The organism is Cryobacterium sp. 10C3 (genome assembly GCF_034314285.1).
GTDB classification, from domain to species: Bacteria; Actinomycetota; Actinomycetes; order Actinomycetales; family Microbacteriaceae; genus Cryobacterium; species Cryobacterium glucosi.
The window spans coordinates 3,349,736-3,368,064 of record NZ_JAVIWF010000002.1 but is presented as its reverse complement, the minus strand read 5'-3'; the positions used below and the strand labels follow the sequence as shown (position 1 = coordinate 3,368,064).

The window sequence follows — 18,329 nt, the reverse complement described above, 5'->3', positions numbered from 1 at the left end:
GCGGGAGATCAGGCCTTGCCGGCCTGCGTCATCAGCGAGCGGGTGATGCTCTCGATGCCGAACCCGGCGGACTGCGTCGGAATCGAACCCGACGCCGTCGAGGAGAACACCGTCTCGGGTCGGGACTGCAGCAACAAGAGGTTCTCCCCGTCCGGCAGGTCGCGGTCGAGGGCCCATTCGATGTCCTGGGGGCACTTGAAGTGCTTCTCGGCGCGCTTGGCGATCGCGGCGATCGCGGTGATCTCCGTGTCGCTGATGCAGAGGCGCCCGCGGCGGTCGGCAGGGACCTCGCGTTCGACGAGGGACTTGCTCGCGGGGTCGGGCACGAGTTCGGCGTGCTTGTCGCCGATCGAGTGCTTCACGACCATGAGCATGACCTTGTCGACGGTGATGTTGTCCGGCGTCACCTGCCCGGAGACGACGAGCTCGCCGAGCCCGTACGAGGCCTCCATCACGATCTTGGAGCGGTCGCCATTGGTCGGGTCCATGGTGATCGCGACGCCGGCGACCCGGGCGTTCACCATCTTCTGCACCGCGACGGCCATCGAGAGGCCTTCGTTGGGGATCTTGTTCTTCAGCCGGTAGATGATGGCGCGGGAGGTGTAGAGCGAGGCCCAGCACGCGCGGATGTGCTCGGTGACGTCTTTGACGCCGAGGAGCCAGAGGTAGGTGTCCTGCTGGCCGGCGAAGCTCGCATCCGGCAGGTCCTCTGCCGTCGCCGAGGACCGCACGGCGACAGGGACAGGGGACTCGAAGCGCGACTGCAGTGCCTCGTATGCCTCGATGGTCGTGGCGTGCAACTCGGCGGGCACCGGCCGCGAGGTGATCTCGAGGCGCAGCTGGGCCGAGACCCGGTCGACGGCGGTCACGTCGTCGGGATCGAGGTTCGCGAGCATCTCGTGGATGTCCTTCTCGATGCCGGCCTCGCGGATGAAGGCGTCGTATGCTGCCGTCGTGATGGCGAAGCCGGGGGAACCGGCATCCCGGCCGCGGTGAGTGCGACGAGGGACGCGCACTTGCCGCCGAGCTGCTCGTGCAGCGGCGGAAGCCCGCCGTCGAAGAACTGGATGTAGGCGGCGTGGGATGCCGGTGTTGCGGTGACAGCGGGGGTTGCGGTTTCCATCAGGCGTTGGCCTCCCAGGTGACGGGAACCGACGTCGGCGCCCTGAACGACAGGTTTTCTCCGAAGACGATCGCTTCGGAATCGACGATCCTCAGGCCGGGGACGGCCCGGATGGTCTCTTCGACGACGATCTTGTCCTGCAGCTTGGCGAGCATGTTGCCGAGGCAGTAGTGGATGCCGAAGCCGAAGGAGAGGTGGGTGCGGGCGTTGGCCCGTTCGATGTCGAAGACCTCGGGCTCCTCGAAGACGCTCGGGTCCCGGTTGGCAGATCCCATCAGCAGCAGGATGTTCGCGCCCTTCGGGATCGGGGTGCCGGCGATCTCGGTGTCGACGAGGGCCTTGCGCCGCCAGCCGACGATCGAGGGGCTGTAGCGCAACGTCTCGTCGATCGCCCCGGGAATCCGCTTGGGGTCCTCGACGAGCTTCTGCCACTCGCCGGGGTTGCTGAGCAGCATCCGGATCGTGTTGGAGATGAGCGTCGTCGTGGTCTCGTGGCCGGCGAAGAGCAGGCTGTAGCAGACCGACGCGATCTCGTGGTCGGAGATCTCTCCGCCGGCCATCTGGGCGCGCACGAGGTCGGTGACGAGGTCGGTTCCGGCAGTTCCGGCGTCGATGGCCCCGTGGGCGGCGGAGACCAGGCGCCGGCATTCGGTCCAGTAGTCGACGAGGTTGTGCGCGTGCGGGATCTGCTCCTCGTCGCTCAGGTCACCCCAGGTCATCGCGGCCCGCGAGTCCGACCATTTCTTGTAGGTCGGGACCATTTCCGGCCCGACGCCGAGCAGGCCGAGGATCGTGATCGTGGGGATGTCGACGGCGACGTCCTTCAGGAAATCGCCCCGGGCATCCGGATGCGCGAGCATCTGGGTGAGGAGCCGCGCGGTGTTCTCGCGGATGGTGGGCTCGAGGGCCTTGTACCGGCGTGGGCTGAACTCCTGCTGCACGATCGTGCGCATCCGGGTGTGCTCTGGGGGAACGCGGGCCGAGAGGCCGGAGTATGCGGTGAAGCCGCCATCGTTCATGATCTTCGTCGCGGCGGCTCCGCGCGGCCGCACGGGGGCCTGGGCGTTCTCGCTGCTGAAGGTGACCCAGTTGTCGAAGACGGCCTTGACGTCCGCGTAGCGGGAGACGACGTAGTAGCCGATGCGCTCGTCGAACATGACGGGCTGCTCGTTGCGCAGCTCGGCGTATGCAGGGAACGGGTCGTTCATGTCGAACGGGGAATAGCCGTGGTGGCCGCCGGCGGCCGCGGCGAGCGCGCGGTGATCGACCGGGCACTGGGCTGCTGCGGGCTGGGCTGCTGCGGGCTGGGCTGCTGCGGGCTGGCCGGGGGCCGGCTGGGCTGCGGCCGGGTGCGTGGTGGCGGGCTGTGCCGTCACGGGCTGAGCGTTCACGAGTGCTCCTTCTGTCCACTTCTGCGGGGACTGTCCACTTCTGCGGGGATCTGGCTCCATCTAATGCTCCCGGAGCTGGGAAGCGCCGGGCTTGTCCCACTGGGCGGAAGTGGAGTTGGGGAGGCGCCCGTTCAGGCCGGTTCAGGACTGCTGCGGTTTGCGGGCACGCGCCGACGGTTGCAGGGCAGCCTTCGGCAGGTGCGCGATCCCCGCCTGGATGCGCTCGGCCGTGCCGAGCAGGATGGGCAGGTTGCGTTCGAGCTGGTGCGCCCGCGAGGTGGGCAGCACGATCCCGAGTCCGCCGAAGATACTTCCGTCGGCCTGGAACACCGGGACGGCGAGCGAGCACGATCCGAGCCGCACCTCCTCTGAGGCGACGGCGAAGCCCTGGCCGCGTACCTTGTCGAGTTCCCGGCGGAGCTGCTCCGGGTCGGCCTTGGTGAACGGGGTGCGCTGCACGAGCGCCGCGCCGAGCACGGCGTCACGCACCCAGCCCGCCTCGAAGGCGAGGATCGCCCGGCCGACAGCGGTCGCGTGCATCGGCAGCCGCCCGCCCACCCGGGAGGCCTGCGGGACTCTCCTGCTCCCGTAGACCCGGTCGATGTAGAGCACGTCCGCGCCGTCGCGGATGGCGAAGTGGGCGGTCTCCTGCGTGAGGCCGAACAGGTCCTGCAGGTACGGGCGCACGACGTCGCGCAGCTGCCGTCCGGCATGCTGGCCGAGTTCCCAGAGCCGGAGGCCGATCTGGTACCGGCCGCGGGCATCCCGCTGCACGGCGCCCCATTCCTCCAGCTCGCCGAGCAGGCGGTGCACGGTGCTCTGGGGAAGGCCGCTCTCGGTGCAGATCTCGGAGAGGGTCCGCGCGGAGGGGCTGGACTCGAAGACGGCCAGGATGCTGAGCACGCGCGAGGTCACCGTCTGCCCCGGTGAGGTGGTGCGTCCTGCCACAATTCCCCCTCGCGCCCCGCTGCGCTCGACTCCAGCCCCATCGTACGTCGCCGGAGATCGGATAGCGTTGACGGGATACCCCCGACCGAGCCTGTTAAGGAAACGACCATGACCGCGCCCTCCGAACCGACGGATGCGTCCGCTCCGAGCCCCGGATCACCGAACGGCCGTGGCACCCTCGCCTGGCGCAACGCCGTCTTCGCGGTCTTCTTCATCAGCGGACTCGGCCTCGCCAGCTGGGTCGCACGCATCCCCGCGGTTCGCGACAGCCTGCGGCTCGACACCGCGCTCGTCGGCGTGCTCATCTTCGGCCTCTCGGCAGGCTCTGTGCTCGGCCTGGTCGTCGCGGTGCGGCTCCTCGCCCGTTTCGGCGCCCCCGGGCCATGACGATCAGCGTCGCGACGTCCTCGATCGGACTGGTCGTGGTCGGCGCCGGCGCGACCCTGCTCGGATCCGCCCCGGTCGTCTTCGCGGGCCTTGCCGCCGTCGGCCTCGGGATGGGTTCTCTCGACGTGATGATGAACGTCGAGGGCGCTGCGGCCGAACGGGCGATTCGCAAGACGTTGATGCCGCTGATGCACGCCTGCTTCAGCCTCGGAACCGTCGTCGGGGCGCTGCTCGGTGCCGCGGCATCCGCACTCTCCGTCTCGGTGTTCTGGCACCTGACGGCGATTGCGGTGCTCGTGTTCCTGATCGCGGTCCTGGCCGTTCGGTCCATTCCTGAGCTCGAGAACGCTGCCGAGACGAGTGCGCCTGGCGAGCCGGCCAGCACCTGGCGCAGCCGGCTGCGAGCGAGCCTGTCGGTGTGGGCAGACCCGGGCGTCCTGTTGATCGGTGCGATCGTGCTCGGGATGACGTTCGCGGAGGGCTCGGCGAACGACTGGATCGCGCTCGCTTCCGTCGACGGCCACGGTTTCAGCAATACCGCCGGCGCGATCGTCTTCGGCGTGTTCGTCGCAGCGATGACCGTCGGCCGGGTGATCGGCGGGCCGGTGATCGACCGGTTCGGCCGTGTTCCCGTGCTGCGGGCCTGCGCCGTCATCGGGGTGCTCGGGCTGCTCCTGTTCATCCTCGCGCCGAACGACTTTGCACTCTACGCGGGCACCGTGCTGTGGGGCGTCGGAGCCTCACTCGGCTTCCCTGTTGGCATGTCGGCCGCCGCGGACGACACGAGGAATTCCGCGGCCCGGGTCAGCGCCGTCGCCATGATCGGCTACTTCGCCTTCCTCGTCGGGCCGCCCGTTCTCGGCCTTCTCGGCCAGAACTGGGGCATCCTGAACGCCCTGTACCTCATCGTCGCCCTGATGGCCCTCGCCGGCCTCGCCGCTCCGGCCGCCCGCGAGCGCCACCGGCGCTGACCCCTCCCTGTCGAGCGGTTGCTTCAGACCGGTTAAGCTCGATGCGTGCGCCTCGTAATTGCCAACTGCTCCGTCGACTATGCCGGAAGGCTGAACGCACACCTGCCGCTCGCCACCCGCCTCCTCCTGCTCAAGTCGGACGGCAGCGTGCTCGTGCACTCCGACGGCGGCTCCTACAAGCCGCTCAACTGGATGAGCCCGCCGTGCTCCCTCGTCGAGCAGGTCCCCGATGACGAACAGACGGATGCCGGCATCACCCAGGTCTGGACCGTCACCCACGCGAAGACCGCAGACCAGCTCATCGTCAGCATCCACGAGGTCCTGCACGACTCCGCCCACGAACTCGGCATCGACCCCGGCCTGATCAAGGACGGCGTCGAGGCGCACCTGCAGAAGCTGCTGGCCGAGCACATCCATCTTCTCGGGGACGGCCACACCCTCGTCCGCCGCGAGTACATGACGGCGATCGGCCCTGTCGACATCCTCGCCAGGGACGCCGCCGGCCACTCGGTCGCGGTCGAGCTCAAGCGCCGCGGCGACATCGACGGGGTCGAGCAGCTCACCAGGTACCTCGAGCTGATGAACCGCGACCCGCACCTGGCCCCGGTGGCCGGGGTTTTCGCCGCACAGGTCATCAAGCCGCAGGCCCGGATGCTCGCAGAGGATCGCGGCATCCGCTGCCTCGTGCTCGACTACGACGCGATGCGCGGCCTCGACGACACGCAATCCCGCCTGTTCTGACCTGCCCGGGAGGGCCCTGACGGGCGTTTTCTTTCGAGGGAGCGCTCTCATGAAGGCAGGAGTAGCAGCCCATCGGATTCCGGCATAAAGTATAAAATTACCCATTTCGTGGGAAATCGGGCCTCTGGCCTCTAGGATTAGCGAGTGAATTCGACTTTGACTCGCACCTGGAGTGCAATACTTTTTGACCTCGACGGAACCATCACCGATTCCGCCCCGGCCATCACCAACTCCCTCGCCCGGACCTTCGCCCTTCTCGGCCGACCGGTTCCGACCGACGCCGAGTTGCTCGCCTATGTCGGCCCGCCCCTCTTCGCCGCCTTCCGTGAGTACGCCGGCATGACGGCAGAGGAGGCCACTGAGGCCGTCGCGGTCTACCGCGCCGACTATCACGGCGAAGCCATGCTCGACACCGCCGTCTACCCGGGCGTCGCCGGCCTGCTCCAGCGCGTGCACGAGGCCGGAATCCCCCTCGCCCTCGCCACGAGCAAGCCGGAGCACGCCGCGATCACGATCCTCGAGCACTTCGACCTGGCCCGGTTCTTCACGGTCATCGTCGGGGCGAGTGACGCGGAGACCCGCAGCGCCAAGGCCGACATCGTCGAAGAGGCCCTGAACCGCCTCGCCGCCGTCGGCACGAGCCTCAGCACCCCCGTCATGGTCGGCGACCGCAGCTACGACGCGGAGGGCGCCGCAGCCCACGGCGTGCCGACGATCCTCGTCGAGTGGGGCTACGGCTCTCCCGCAGAGGCCGCCGCAGCGACCGCGACCGTCTACTCCGTCGACCAGCTCGCCAAGCTCCTCCTCGGCTGACCCGCAGCGGATGCCGCGGCGCGCGCCCGACGCTCCGCTCCGGCATCCGCAGCGATCGTGTTCTCCGACCGAATGTCGGTGGTCCCTGCGACCCTGTCGCCATGAATACGACTCAGCCACGGATGCAGCAGATCATCCCTGGAGTGGAGCCGTGGCGCTGACGGGACCCACTGCGGCGGCCCGGTCCCTTCCGTAGCTGCGGGCGTTCGCCCGTCCGCCCGCTACGAGCTCGCCGCCGTTGCACCCGCAGACAGGTCGTAGAGCGTGACGCTGTCGACGGTCTGGGCGGTGAAGTTCTCCGCGACCCAGGCGGCGATCTCGCTCGAGGCACTCGATCCGCCGTTGGCCTGGCCGGTCGTTCCACCGATGAAGTAGTGGATCTTCCCCGCTGCCACATCGGCCTGGAACTCGGCGAGGGTGGGGGCGGGGTCGCTCCCGTTGAAGCCGCCGATCGCCATCACCGGCAGTTGGGTCGCGAGCTGGTAGCCGGCGGCCGAGTCCGACCCGATCGCCGCGGCGATCCAGGTGTAGCTGCCGGAATTCACAGAGAGCAGCGCGGCGAGGCTTGCACTGACGCTCGCTGATCCCATGAATCCTCCGGCACCGCCGGGGCGCCCTCCGGTCGGCAGCGTCCCTGTCGTGCCGTTCGGGACGGTGCCGTTCGGGACGGTGCCGTTCGGGACGGTGCCGTTCCCGCCAGTCGGGCCGGCCGGCGGAGTGCCGCCCCCGGCGAATCCGCCGGCGTTGCCGCCGGGGAACCCGGCCCGTCCGCCGGGCATTCCACCGCCGCCCATCCCGCCCATGCCGCCGGAAACGGTCGGGCCGGCCGTGACGATCGACCCGGTGTGGGCCGTCGACACGGTCTCGAGCGTGTAGGCAACGGGTGCCAGCAGTGCGCCGGTGAGGGCGATCGCGACCGTAGCCCTGCCCCACCACTTCCCCGGCAGCCTCCTGAGCCAGGCCGCCCGCGGCGGCGCCATCAGCAGTCCGGCGGCGACCAGGCCGAGCGCGGCGACGACGAACTTCAGCCACGGCAGCCAGTCGGTGGCGCGGTCGAGCAGCACCCACGCCCAGGCGCTCGTCGCGAGCATCGCGACGGCCGCCGTGATCCGGGCCCAGAGCGCCGTGCGTTTCATCCAGACGAGGCTCGCGCCGATCGCGAAAGTTCCGGCGAGCGCGGGCGCGAGGGCGACCGTGTAATAGGCGTGGAAGATCCCGGCCATGAAGCTGAAGGCCAGCGCGGTCAGGATCAGGTACCCGGCGAAGAGGAGGAGCGTGGCCCGGCGGAGCGAGATCCGCGGGGCGCGGCGGAGCACGACGAGCGCCGCGATGCACAACACCAGCGCGGCGGGCAACAGCCAGGTGATCTGGCCGCCGAATTCGCCGAGGAAGAGCCGGAAGATCCCGGTCTCACCCCACATGCCGCCCGTCACCGCACCCGTGCCGCCGGCGCCTCCCGTGACGCTCCCGGTCTCGCTCCCGGTGAGCCGGCCGAATCCGTTGTACCCGAACGTCAGCTCGAGGAAGCTGTTCGTCTGCGAGCCACCGATGTACGGACGCCAGTTCGCCGGGACGAGTTCGACGATGGCGACCCACCAGCCTGCCGAGACGATCACGGCGCCGAGGGCCGCGAACGAGTGCCAGAGGCGGGTGCGGAACCGGTGCGGCGCCGCGTACAGGTAGACGCCCGCGAGCGAAGGCAGGATCAGGAATGCCTGCAGCTGCTTGGTCAGGAATCCGAAGCCCACCATCGCTCCCGCCCAGAGCACCCATTTCAGGGCGCCGGTCTCGATACCGCGCAGGGTGAAGTAGGTGGCGAGGCTGAGGAGGAGAACGAGCAGGGCATCCGGATTGTTGAACCGGAACATCAGCGCGGCGACGGGGGTCACGGCGAGCACGGCGCCGGCGAGCAGGGCGGTGCCTGCCGAGAAGCGGCGGCGCACGGTGGCGAAGAGCACGGCGACCGATGCGACGCCCATCAGGGCCTCCGGCACGAGGATGCTCCACGAACTGAGTCCGAACAGGCGCACGGAGAGCGCCATCAGCCACAGGCTCGCCGGCGGCTTGTCGACGGTGATCGCGTTGGCGGCGTCGGAGGACCCGTAGAAGAACGCGGTCCAGTCGACCGAGCCGGCCTGCACAGCGGCGGAGTAGAACGAGTTGGCCCAGCCGCTCGCGCCGAGGTCCCAGATGTAGAGCACCGCTGTCGCGAGCAGGAGACCCAGCAGGGCCGGCCGTTCCCAGCGCGCGGAGCCGGCCCTGCCCCGCACGAGGGTGCGCGGCAGGGCCGCGAGGCGGGTCACGAAGCGGGCGCCGAAGCGGGCGTCGAGCGGAGAGACGGAGGGGCGCGGGGAAACCTGGGTCGTCATGAACTGGTCACTTCCTGTCTGGCGGGAGCGTCCCTCCGGGAGGGCTCGTCGCGGGAGGTCACTTCGTCGCGGGAGGTGCGTGGTTCCGTCCTGGTCGGGGCCGGCGTCCGCTGGCTCCGGAAGACCCAGAGCCGCAGCAGCACGAACCGCATCACGGTCGCGAGGAGATTGGCCGCCGTGAGCACGATGATCTCGGCCTGGGGCCCGGCATCCGCTCGGACAAGGTGCAGCACGAGGAGGGATCCGCTCGTGACGAGCCAGGCCAGGCCGAAGATCACAAGGCCCTGCGCCTGGTGCTTGACCGCGCCTCGCCGCCCGCGCACGCCGAAGGTGAGGCGTCGGTTGGCCCAGGTGTTCGCGATCGCGGTGATGAGCAGGGACAGGAAATTGGCCAGCTGGGCCGGCATCACGTACTGGAGCACGAGGTAGAGCAGCGCGAACGCGATGGTCGACAGCACGCCGATCACGCCGAACCGAAGCACCTGGCCGAGAAAGGTCGGCGGGGTCGGCGGTTCGAACGGCGGTCGGCCGAGCTCGGCGTAGATCTCGTCGACGGGGATCCTGCCGGTGACGAGCGAGTGCGCCACCCGGACCAGGCCCTTGAGGTCGTCGGCGGCGGTACCGACGACGTCGACCCGGCTGTCAGGGTCGTCGATCCAGTCGACGGGCACCTCGTGGATCCGGAGCCCGGCGCGCTCGGCGATGATGAGCATCTCGGTGTCGAAGAACCAGCCGTTGTCCTCCACGAGGGGAGCACCCGCTGGGCGACGTCACGGCGCATCGCCTTGAAGCCGCACTGGGCGTCGCTGAATTCGACGCCCATCGTCGTGCGGACGAGGGCATTGTAGCTTCGGGAGATGAACTCGCGCTTGCCGCCGCGGGTGACGCGGGACCCGCGCGACAGCCGGCTGCCGATGGCGACATCGGAGTGGCCGGAGAGCAGCGGGGCGACGAGCGGCGGGAGCGCGCGGAGGTCGGTGGAGAGGTCCACGTCGACGTATGCGACGACTGCGGCGGGCGAGGCCAGCCAGACCCGCTTGAGCGCCCGGCCCCTGCCCTTCTCGACGAGGTGCACGGCGTGGACGCCCGGCAGTTCGGCCGTGAGCGAGTCGGCGATCGCGGCGGTGTTGTCGGTGCTGGCGTTGTTCGCAATGGTGATGCGCCAGGGTTCCTCGAACTGGTCGGTCAGGTACGCGTGCAGCACACGGATGCTGCGCGCGAGGGTCTGCTGTTCGTTGTACACGGGCACGACGACGTCGAGGGCGAGAGCTGCTGATCGGGTCATGGTGGCCACTCTCCGCCCAGAGCCTATGCCGGAGCACTGGCCGCGTTATGAGTGCGGAAAGGAAGACCTGTGAGGTGCCTGTGCTGCCCGACAGGGCTAGGGTGGGGTCGAAGGAGGCCCCGTGACCACCGCACAGCCGAATGATCGCCGGCAGACCGCGAGGATCGTCGTCGGGGTCGACACCGGCCAGCCGGATGCCGTCGTGCAGCAGGCCGCCGTCTTCGCGGAGCACTTCGGTGCGGAGCTCGTCTGCGCGTGGGTCGACACCGGACGCTACGTGATCGAGGAACACCCGGACGGCAGCGTGACCTCGCTCTCCTTCGATCCCGATGTCGTGGACCTCGCCGACGAGGCTCTTCCTCCCCGGCTCGCCGCACGGCTCACGGCTGCGCTCGAAGGCCGCCCGGTCGCGTGGAGCACCCGGGCACTCGCCGGGGACCCCGCCCTCGCGATCGGCACACTCGCCGACACCCTCGGCGCCGCCATGATCGTCGTGGGTACCCGGGAGTCGAGCGTTCGAGCGGGACTTCAGGCCTTCTTCAGCGGTTCGATCGCGGTGCGCCTCGCGCATCGCCAGCACCGGCCGGTCGTGATGATCCCGCTCGCGCCGGTCCCCTTCGAACAGCGCCTGCCGTGGGAGCCCGCCTGATTCCCACCGGGAGTCCTGCGTAGCGGCTCAGGCGAAGGGCATCACGGCCATCGCCGCCGTCATGGCCGACATCCCGAGGAGGTTGCCGCGTTCGAGCCGGGTGCGGCTCTCGGTCACGAGCAGCACGAGGGACCACACCACGAACGCCCCGCCTGCCACGCAGACCAGGGGCAGCAGGAGCGAGTCCGAGTGGGTGTGCCCCGCGGCGGCGGCGCCCGGGGACATCACCGTGTGCGCCATCAGCTGGCCGGCGGTGACCACGAGGCCGAGCGGGTGGTGCAGCAGCATCGTCTGCCCCGCACCTCCGTGAGGTGTCGCATTCTGAGGCGCGCCCGTGGCGGTACGGCGGCGGAGCAGCGCCGAACAGGTCAGTCCCCAGGCGATCAGGATCGCCGCCCACGGCAAGGGCCCGAGGCCGAAGACACCGAAGGCGGAATCCGTCATCGCCGCGAGCATCACGAGGGTGGAGACGACCGCGAGGCCCGACCGGGAGCGCCGGCTGCCGAGCACGCAGCAGAGGTTGAGCGACGCGCCGCCGATCATGATTCCGTGCAGTGCCCAGGTCACCAGCGCTCTCCTCTCGTCCTAGTGGTGCGTGTGCTCGTGCGCCGCGCCGTCGTGGCCGTGCGAGCAGTGCGACACCGGTTCGTTTGCCGGCACGTTCATCGCGGGGTTCGCACCGAAGAAGCCGTATGGCTTGAGCGTGAACTTCGCGTAGTCGACCGGCATCACCGGCCAGTCCTCGATCCGGGGGAAGTGCGTCGGCCCGAAGGTGTGCCAGAGCACGATGTCCTCGCCGTCGATCGACCTGTCGCCCGCGATGTACTTCGTGATGCCGTCCCCGCCCGGGTTCTGGTGCACGAAGTCACCGGCCGCGAACTGCTCCGCCGGGTCGTACTGGGTCACGAAGAGGTGCTTCGTTGCGAACTCGGCGCGCTTCGCGATCGAAGACCCCGGGTCGGCCATCAGCGTCGGAGACTGCTCCGGCTGCAGAACATAGCCGGTCGGGCGCCCGAGCCGGTTGGTCTTCTCGGTGTTGACGATGTGCCAGGCCCTGGCGACGGATGCGTCGGCGACCCGCCCGGAGCCCGCCTCACTCGTGAGCCGGGTCGTCTTCTTGGTGAAGGCGTTGCCGTGCGGGTTGCCCGGCCCCATCGGCAAGCGCACGCCGTCGATCTCGTCGACGGCGTTGGACAGCCCGTCGACCATCATGTCGAGCCGCGCGCTGAAGAGGTGCTGGTGGTACGGGGCGCCGAGCCCGGGAGCGACCTCGCTGGCATACGCGTAGTCTCCCTCGATCGCGGTCTCTCCGATAGGCTCCCCGATCCCCGGGTATGCCGATGTGAAGAGGATGCCGGTGAGCTTGGCCTCGCACTCGATGGTGCCGTCGAGCGACAGGTACCAGTAGAACCCGTAGTCGTAGTTGCCGACGGTGGTGAAGAAACTGATCACGAGTCGCCGCTGCCGGCGCACCTCGTTGGAGCCGGTGAACATGTCGCCGTGCTTCCAGAGCGTTCCGACGTCCTCCTCGTGCATGCAGATGCCGTTCTTGATCGTGAACGGGTTGCCGAGTTCGTCGGCGAGGACGGCGTCGAAGTACTTGATCTCGCCGACGCAGTCGCAGCCGAGCGCGAGGGAGTTGGCGAACCGGCCGAAGAGGTACTCTCCGGTATCGAAATAGTTCTGCCAGAACCGCACCGGGGACGGGTCCCCGTATGGCACGAGCATCTCGTTGATCGAGGCCCGGTAGATGACCGGGCGCTCCTCCCCCGCGTCCGTGAAGGAGAGCTGGCGCAGCACGAGGCCCTCGCGGGTATCGAAGCCGACCTGGAACTTCCAGTTCGCCCAGCTCACCCACTCGCCGTCGACCGTGAAGCTCGGTCCTTCCGGCTGGGAGATCACGATCGGCTTGAGGGTCGTGAGCGGGGCGCCCTGCACGGCCGGGTCGTCGAAGTTGCCGCTCTCCGCCGGGATGTCGAGGGTGCCGACGTCGATGAGGCGCGTGATGGTGCGGGAGGCGGTGTCGACGTAGGCGGAGAGCCCGTCGACCGGGTGCGCCCAGGGGTGGTCCTCCGGGTAGTCCTGGCGGAACGCGAGCACCCGGACGATCCGGCGGCCGACCTCTTCCGGGTAGTCGTAGTGCCCGGCAGAGAGCGGCACGACAACGACCTCGTCGATCGTGGTGCCCCGCGCGGCGAGTGCGGCGACCCAGCGCGGGTCCTCGGCGACGATCCCGGCGATCGCGTCGAACTCGGCGAGCAGCACGGGCAGCTGGCCGGCCGACCCGTCGAGCACGCTCGTCGTGAGCACTGCGCGACCGGGGATGGAGACGATGTTGTCCGTCGACCGGCCGGTCTCCATGTCGAGAAGCATCACCCGGGCCTGCCGGTCGGGAAGCGGCCCGGTGCCATCCTGCCAGGCGAGGACCTCACGCTTGTGCGGTTCCCACAGCCCGACATAGGCGAAGCGGGTGGTCGCGTTCCAGTCGGCGCCCGCCGTGACGACGTCGCGCACGGTCTCGAACTCTGCGGCGGTGAGGCTGCCGACCGGGTGGCTCGGCACGGTCCCGGCGTCGTGCTGGCCGTGGTCGTGATCGTGGCCGCCGTGTTCGTGGTGGCCGTGCGGGGTGTCGAGATCGGTGATGGTCATGGTTCTCCAGTCGAAGGGTGGTGAGAGGTGAGCGGATGCTGCGGGCGGGGTCAGCGGGTCACCCGCCTATGGCATCCGTGATCTGGTCGTATGCGACCCGGTTGGTGCGCTTGAGGATGAGCGCCTGCACGAGTCCGCCGAGCGGGAAGAGCACGACGAGGCCGAGCAGGACCGCGCTCACGACGCCGAACACGGGGGCACCGTCGGCGTCGACGTCACCGACGAGGAAGGGGAAGTTCGTGGCGATGAGCACCGCGGCGCCGAGCAGTCCGAGGAGGCCGAGCACCGGGGCGATCACCGTGTTCCAGAGTCGCCTGTCCTTCCTGGTGCGGGCGAAGTAGACGACGACCGCGACGCTCGTGACGGCCATCAGGACGGCGATCGCGAGGGTCGCGACGCCGGAGAACCAGGTGAAGACCTGGAGCACCGGGTCGAGGCCGAGCACCGCGAACAGGATCGTCAGGATCGCGGCTGTCGCGGTCTGCACGATCGAGGAGAGGTGGGGTGCGGAGTGCTTCGTGTGCACCCGGCCGAGGAAGTCGGGAAGGACCCGGGCGTTGGACATCGAGTGCTGGTAGCGGGTGATCACGTTGTGGAAGGACAGCACGCACGCGAACATGCTCGTGATGAGCAGCACGTTCATCACGACCTGCCCGATCGGTCCGAGGTAGGCGAGGGTCGTGATCAGGATCATCGCGCCCGGGTTCTCCGCGGCCTGGGCGACGACGCCGCTCGGTCCCCACGCCATCACGAGCGCCCAGGACGCGAGCGTGTAGAAGACGCCGATGCCGATCACGGCGACGTAGGTGGCCCGCGGGATGGTGCGGCCGGGGTCCTTCGCCTCGTCACGGAAGATCGCGGTGGACTCGAAGCCGATGAAGGCGGCGATCGCGAACATCAGGCCGATCGCCGGGGAGCCGGTGAGCACGTTGTTCGGTTCGAAGGGCGCCATCGAGAGGCCCTCAGGGCCGCCGTTGACGACCACCGCGACGACGAGCGCGAGCACGACGCCGACCTCGCCGAGCAGGAGCACCCCGAGCACCTTCGAGCTCAGGTCGATGTGCCGGTAGCCGAGGAACCCCACGAGGGCGACGGCCGCGAGCGAGTAGAGATACCAGGGCAGGTCAGGTGCGCCGAGGCCCGTGAGCGTGACGCTCAGGATGTAGCCGACGTACCCGTAGACCGAGACCTGGATGGTCGTGTATGTGAGAAGCGCGAGGAAGGCCGTCGCGAGGCCGGCCGGCTTGCCGAGCCCGTAGTTCACGAAGGTGAAGAACGCGCCGGGCTTCGGCACGTGCTTGGTCATCGCGGCGAGGCCGACGGAGAAGAAGAGCAGGACGATCGCCGCGATGGCGAACATCGAGGGGAATCCGACCCCGTTGCCGAGCAGGATGCCGAGCGGAGCCGAGCCGCCGATGACGGTGAGCGGCGCTGCGGCGGCCACGACCATCAGCACGATCGACGTGACGCCGAGGGAACCGGTCAGGGAACGTTCGGCGGGCAGTGTGCCAACGGATGCCGTTGGATCTTTCGTGAGGGTCATGTCATCTCCAGCTCGAGCGGGTTCGTCAGGGAAAGTCGGGGAGGCGGTGCGGAAGGTCTGCGGCCAGCCTGTCGGACCCCTGTTGCCGACCGGTCTCGCCGGGGTAAACGTCCGGGCGGCCCGAATGAGACACGGGCCGCCCGTTGTCCCACTCGGCGGTCACGCGACCGAAACACTCCCGAAGCGCGGCCGCAACGCCGGATGGTTAGCCTGAGGCTCCGCACCGCCGCCCCCGACCGTGAGCTTGTGAACGAGAAAGAACGAGGCCGGACCGATGACCGCACTGGCCAGGGCCATCAACGATCCGCAGCCGGTCGACGGCATCGGAACCCGCTCGCCCGTCGATGGCCTCGACCGGCGCAGCGTGGGATTCCTCGACGTGCTCGCGCAGTCCGTGTCCGCCGTCGCCCCATCCGCCGCCGCGACCACGATCCCGCTCCTCGTCGCCGTCGTCGCCGGCGGCGCGACGGTGTGGTCGCTCGCGACCGCGATGCTGCTCGCGTTCCTCGTCGCGACGACGATCAACCAGTTCACCCGGCGCATCGCCGCTGCCGGGTCGATCTACACCTTCGTCTCCCGCGGGCTCGGCACGATGGCGGCGTTCGTCGCCGGCGTCGGCCTGCTCGTCGGCTACGGATTCATTTCGATGTTCGCGCTCGGCGGCGCCGGATACTACCTCACGATCGTGGTCGGCAGGTTCTGGCCGGCGCTCACCGGGTCCGTCCTCGTCGCGGGCCTGCTGATCGTCGTCATGGCGGCACTGTGCCTGCTCGTGCTGGCCCGCGGCATCCGTCTCTCGACCAGGATCACCCTGCTCGTCGAGGCGGTCTCGGTGCTCATCATCGTCGTGCTCGTTGTCGCGCTGCTCGTGCGACTCTGGCCGGTGCTCGACTGGTCGCAGCTCGCGCCGGGCGGAATCGACCCCGCCAACTTCGCGGTCGGGTCCGCCCTCGCCCTCACGGCCTTCGTCGGCTTTGAGAGCGCCTCAACCCTCGGTGTCGAGGCGAAACGCCCGTACGCGAGCATCCCGCGGGCGATCGTGTTCACCGTGCTCGGGTCGGGGATGCTCTACCTGCTCGCCTCGTTCAGCCAGCTCGTCGGGTTCTCCGCCCTCGGTGGCACGATCGCGGCGAGCGCGTCCCCGGTCAACGATCTCGCCGCCGCATACGGGATCGACGCGGTCGGCCTGCTCCTCGACGTCAGCATCGCGACCTCGTTCCTGGCCTGTGCGATCGCGTCGACGACCGCGCTCGTGCGGGTGCTCTTCTCGATGGGCCGGGAGGGCCTGCTGCCGAGCAGGTTCGGGCGCACCCACCCGCGCTATCGCACGCCGTTCGGCGCTGCACTCGTCGCGATGACGGTGATCACGGCGGTGCTGCTCACGACGATCGCGCTGTCCGGCAGCATCTGGCAGACCATGGAGGTGCTCATCGTCGGGGCCGCTGGCGGCTACATGACCGCGTACCTGCTCGTCTGCGTCGCCGCGCCCGTGTTCCTCCGGCGGATCGGCGAGGCCACCTTCTGGCCGGTGTTGTTCGCGGTGCTCGCCGCCGTGCTGCTGGGCGCCGTGCTCGTCACCTACCTCGCCGTCGAGAGCGGCTCGGCCAGGGCGCTCGGGGTCTGGGTCTTCCTCGGCGTGATGGCGCTCGGCCTCGCCTGGTGCGGCCTGCGATTGCGGAGGCGCCCCTGGCTTCGGGACACCATCGGGGTCTATGACGTGCCCGTGACCGGCGACGTCCTCGGCGGGCCGGGCCCGGCGGATGCCGCGGCGCGGGAATCGGGCCGGGCCGGCCCGTGACGGGCGCCGCGCACCTCGGTGCCCGCCAGCCGAAGGCCATCCAGAGCGCCCTGACGGTGCTCGAGGAGGTGGCCCGCTGCGGGTCGGGGGTCACGGCGCGGGAGATCTCGGACAGCCTCGGGCTCCCGAAGGCGACAGCGTACCGGCTGCTCAACCTGCTGGTCCAGGACGAGTACCTCGTGCGGATGCCGGACCTGCGCGGGTTCGCCCTCGGCCGCAAGGTCGTCGAACTCGCCCGCCTGGTCGCGCCCGCCCAGCCACCGGAGGCTGTGCGCGAGGTCGTCGACCGGCTGCGCTCCCGCATCCGTGGCGGCATCCACCTCGTGCGTTACGACAGCGACGGGGTCCGGGTGATCGATCCGGACCCCGACTACCCGCCGAGCGTGTCCGTCAGGAGCGCGCGGGCGCTCGAGACGAGCGCGATGGGCCGGCTGCTGCTCGCAGAACGTCGGGGGGCCGAGTCGGGGGTACTCGGCGAGGACCCGGACCTGGCCGGGCAGCTCGCAACGGTCCGGACCGACGGCTACGCGTACTTCCCGAGCCCGTGGGCGCCGGGGAACGGCTGTCTCGCGATCCCGATCCGGAACCGGGAGGGAACGCTCGTCGCTGGGCTCTGCCTGTCGGCCCCTGCTGCACGGATCGGCGACCCTGCGGAATTCCTCGCCCTGCTCAGGATGGGCGCACGGGAACTCGCGCCCCTGCTCGCCTGAGGGTGGTTCAGGCCGCGGCGGGCAGGTGCAGTGCGGCCCGGCGCAACCGGTCCTTGACCGCGTGCTCGATCAGCACGGGGATGTAGTCCCGCAGCGGGTTACGGGCGAGAGCGAGCTGCTGCTCGTGCACGGTCTTCTCAATACTCGTCGGCGGTTCGTTGGGAAACTTCTTTTCCAGTCGCACAATGATCTGCTCGACCGCGCGGTCTTCCTCTTTTCGATTCACCCCTTCAGTCTCTGCCTGCTGACCGGCAGGGTCAAACGCGGAGGACGACTCCGTGCCGCGCCACGCTCAGGAACCATCCCGTACGGAGACCCGAAGTGAAAGACTGTCCGGGGCGGCGCCTGCCGCACTTCCTGGGAAGGTTCGAGATGACCGATGCACCAACACAGTCCGCGGAGGAACGCCTGCTGGACTTCCTCCTCGAGCAGGAGCGCAGCATCCAGTTCGATTCCTTCGGTTTCGCGGACGCCTGGGCGGTGGGTTCCCTGCTCGTGGAACTCGGACTCGAACGGGACCATCCGATCGCGATCGCGATCATGTTCGGGGACCAGCGGGTCTTCCACGCGTCCCTGCCGGGAGCATGCGCGGACAACGACGGCTGGCTCGAGAACAAGTTCCGGGTCGTGCGACGGTTTGCGAGCTCCTCGCTCGCCGTCGGCACCCGTTTCCGCGCGGCGGGCCGCGACTTCGACACCTCCTCCCGGCTTGACCCGCGAACGCATGCCGCGCACGGCGGCGCCTTTCCGCTGCGGGTGCGCGGGGCGCTCATGGGCGTCGTCGGGGTCTCCGGTCTCGCCCAGCAGCTCGATCACGACCTCGTCGTCGAGGCGCTCAGGGCACACCTGGTCACACGCGGCTGATACCCGGTCACGGCTCGCCGCACCGGCAGACGGTCAGTATCCGAACACTCGGGTTCCGCTTCCTCGGCGGTTGTGGGATTCTGGCTGA

The 18,329-nt window shown here is 69.4% G+C and carries 18 protein-coding genes; 8 read left to right on the top strand and 10 right to left on the bottom strand.

The genetic code is table 11. The features are described 5' to 3' along the window. Nucleotides 1-8: 8 nt before the first annotated feature. The 3 genes from RGU41_RS16940 to RGU41_RS16930 form a co-directional block, all read right to left on the bottom strand. Complete coding sequence (locus RGU41_RS16940) at nt 9-1,016, bottom strand: PEP/pyruvate-binding domain-containing protein (protein ID WP_322136907.1); 1,008 nt, start codon at nt 1,014-1,016, stop codon at nt 9-11. 106 nt (nt 1,017-1,122) lie between these two features. Next, nucleotides 1,123-2,514, bottom strand: a complete 1,392-nt coding sequence (locus RGU41_RS16935) for a cytochrome P450 (RefSeq protein ID WP_322136906.1) — start codon at nt 2,512-2,514, stop codon at nt 1,123-1,125. Nucleotides 2,515-2,655: 141 nt separating this feature from the next. Beyond that, a complete protein-coding gene (locus RGU41_RS16930; protein ID WP_134449226.1) occupies nt 2,656-3,462 on the bottom strand; it encodes an IclR family transcriptional regulator in 807 nt (268 codons plus the stop codon). Nucleotides 3,463-3,570: 108 nt separating this feature from the next. Between RGU41_RS16930 and RGU41_RS16925 the strand changes: the two genes are divergently transcribed. The 4 genes from RGU41_RS16925 to RGU41_RS16910 all read left to right on the top strand — a co-directional run bounded on the left by RGU41_RS16925 (nt 3,571) and on the right by RGU41_RS16910 (nt 6,374). After that, nucleotides 3,571-3,849, top strand: coding sequence for a hypothetical protein (locus RGU41_RS16925; protein ID WP_322136905.1), 279 nt, complete (start codon nt 3,571-3,573; stop codon nt 3,847-3,849). Then, nucleotides 3,846-4,820, top strand: a complete 975-nt coding sequence (locus RGU41_RS16920; protein ID WP_322136904.1) for an MFS transporter — start codon at nt 3,846-3,848, stop codon at nt 4,818-4,820. The genes RGU41_RS16925 and RGU41_RS16920 overlap by 4 nt, the downstream gene beginning before the upstream one ends. A 45-nt stretch (nt 4,821-4,865) precedes the next feature. Beyond that, nucleotides 4,866-5,561: an endonuclease NucS gene (nucS, locus tag RGU41_RS16915; protein ID WP_134449228.1), complete on the top strand. Its 696-nt coding sequence runs from the start codon at nt 4,866-4,868 to the stop codon at nt 5,559-5,561. Nucleotides 5,562-5,705: 144 nt separating this feature from the next. Then, nucleotides 5,706-6,374 (top strand): HAD hydrolase-like protein, encoded by a 669-nt coding sequence (locus RGU41_RS16910; protein ID WP_241975487.1) that lies wholly within the window; start codon nt 5,706-5,708, stop codon nt 6,372-6,374. A gap of 221 nt (nt 6,375-6,595) precedes the next feature. Here RGU41_RS16910 and RGU41_RS16905 read toward each other — a convergent pair whose 3' ends face one another. Genes RGU41_RS16905 through RGU41_RS16895 form a run of 3 tightly spaced genes read right to left on the bottom strand, consistent with a single transcriptional unit; the run spans nt 6,596 to nt 10,028 of the window. Beyond that, nucleotides 6,596-8,743 carry a glycosyltransferase family 39 protein gene (locus RGU41_RS16905; RefSeq protein WP_322136903.1) on the bottom strand — a complete coding sequence of 716 codons (2,148 nt, stop codon included), beginning with the start codon at nt 8,741-8,743 and terminating at the stop codon, nt 6,596-6,598. After that, entirely contained in the window at nt 8,740-9,225 is a 486-nt protein-coding gene (locus tag RGU41_RS16900; RefSeq protein ID WP_322136902.1) for a GtrA family protein, read from the bottom strand. The genes RGU41_RS16905 and RGU41_RS16900 overlap by 4 nt, the downstream gene beginning before the upstream one ends. Further along, nucleotides 9,207-10,028, bottom strand: a complete 822-nt coding sequence (locus RGU41_RS16895; RefSeq protein WP_322136901.1) for a glycosyltransferase — start codon at nt 10,026-10,028, stop codon at nt 9,207-9,209. Before RGU41_RS16895 ends, RGU41_RS16900 begins: the two co-directional genes overlap by 19 nt. Before the next feature lie 121 nt (nt 10,029-10,149). Between RGU41_RS16895 and RGU41_RS16890 the strand changes: the two genes are divergently transcribed. Then, nucleotides 10,150-10,677, top strand: coding sequence for a universal stress protein (locus RGU41_RS16890; RefSeq protein WP_134562088.1), 528 nt, complete (start codon nt 10,150-10,152; stop codon nt 10,675-10,677). A gap of 27 nt (nt 10,678-10,704) precedes the next feature. On the opposite strand, the gene RGU41_RS16885 is transcribed toward RGU41_RS16890, so the two are convergent. Genes RGU41_RS16885 through RGU41_RS16875 form a run of 3 tightly spaced genes read right to left on the bottom strand, consistent with a single transcriptional unit; the run spans nt 10,705 to nt 14,869 of the window. Continuing rightward, nucleotides 10,705-11,244 carry a hypothetical protein gene (locus tag RGU41_RS16885; RefSeq protein WP_322136900.1) on the bottom strand — a complete coding sequence of 180 codons (540 nt, stop codon included), beginning with the start codon at nt 11,242-11,244 and terminating at the stop codon, nt 10,705-10,707. Between the two features lie 18 nt (nt 11,245-11,262). Then, nucleotides 11,263-13,326, bottom strand: a complete 2,064-nt coding sequence (locus RGU41_RS16880) for a primary-amine oxidase (protein WP_322136899.1) — start codon at nt 13,324-13,326, stop codon at nt 11,263-11,265. Between the two features lie 58 nt (nt 13,327-13,384). Continuing rightward, nucleotides 13,385-14,869 carry an APC family permease gene (locus tag RGU41_RS16875; RefSeq protein ID WP_322136898.1) on the bottom strand — a complete coding sequence of 495 codons (1,485 nt, stop codon included), beginning with the start codon at nt 14,867-14,869 and terminating at the stop codon, nt 13,385-13,387. Nucleotides 14,870-15,143: 274 nt separating this feature from the next. Here RGU41_RS16875 and RGU41_RS16870 point away from each other — a divergent pair, with 274 nt between their 5' ends. Both RGU41_RS16870 and RGU41_RS16865 read left to right on the top strand, forming a co-directional pair. Then, entirely contained in the window at nt 15,144-16,667 is a 1,524-nt protein-coding gene (locus RGU41_RS16870) for an APC family permease (RefSeq protein WP_134562086.1), read from the top strand. After that, entirely contained in the window at nt 16,664-17,377 is a 714-nt protein-coding gene (locus tag RGU41_RS16865; RefSeq protein WP_134562085.1) for an IclR family transcriptional regulator, read from the top strand. The genes RGU41_RS16870 and RGU41_RS16865 overlap by 4 nt, the downstream gene beginning before the upstream one ends. A 7-nt stretch (nt 17,378-17,384) precedes the next feature. On the opposite strand, the gene RGU41_RS16860 is transcribed toward RGU41_RS16865, so the two are convergent. Then, entirely contained in the window at nt 17,385-17,603 is a 219-nt protein-coding gene (locus RGU41_RS16860) for a three-helix bundle dimerization domain-containing protein (protein WP_134449237.1), read from the bottom strand. Nucleotides 17,604-17,749: 146 nt separating this feature from the next. On the opposite strand from RGU41_RS16860, the gene RGU41_RS16855 reads away from it, so the two are divergent. After that, nucleotides 17,750-18,241: a heme-degrading domain-containing protein gene (locus RGU41_RS16855; protein WP_134449238.1), complete on the top strand. Its 492-nt coding sequence runs from the start codon at nt 17,750-17,752 to the stop codon at nt 18,239-18,241. The last annotated feature ends 88 nt before the right edge of the window (nt 18,242-18,329 follow it).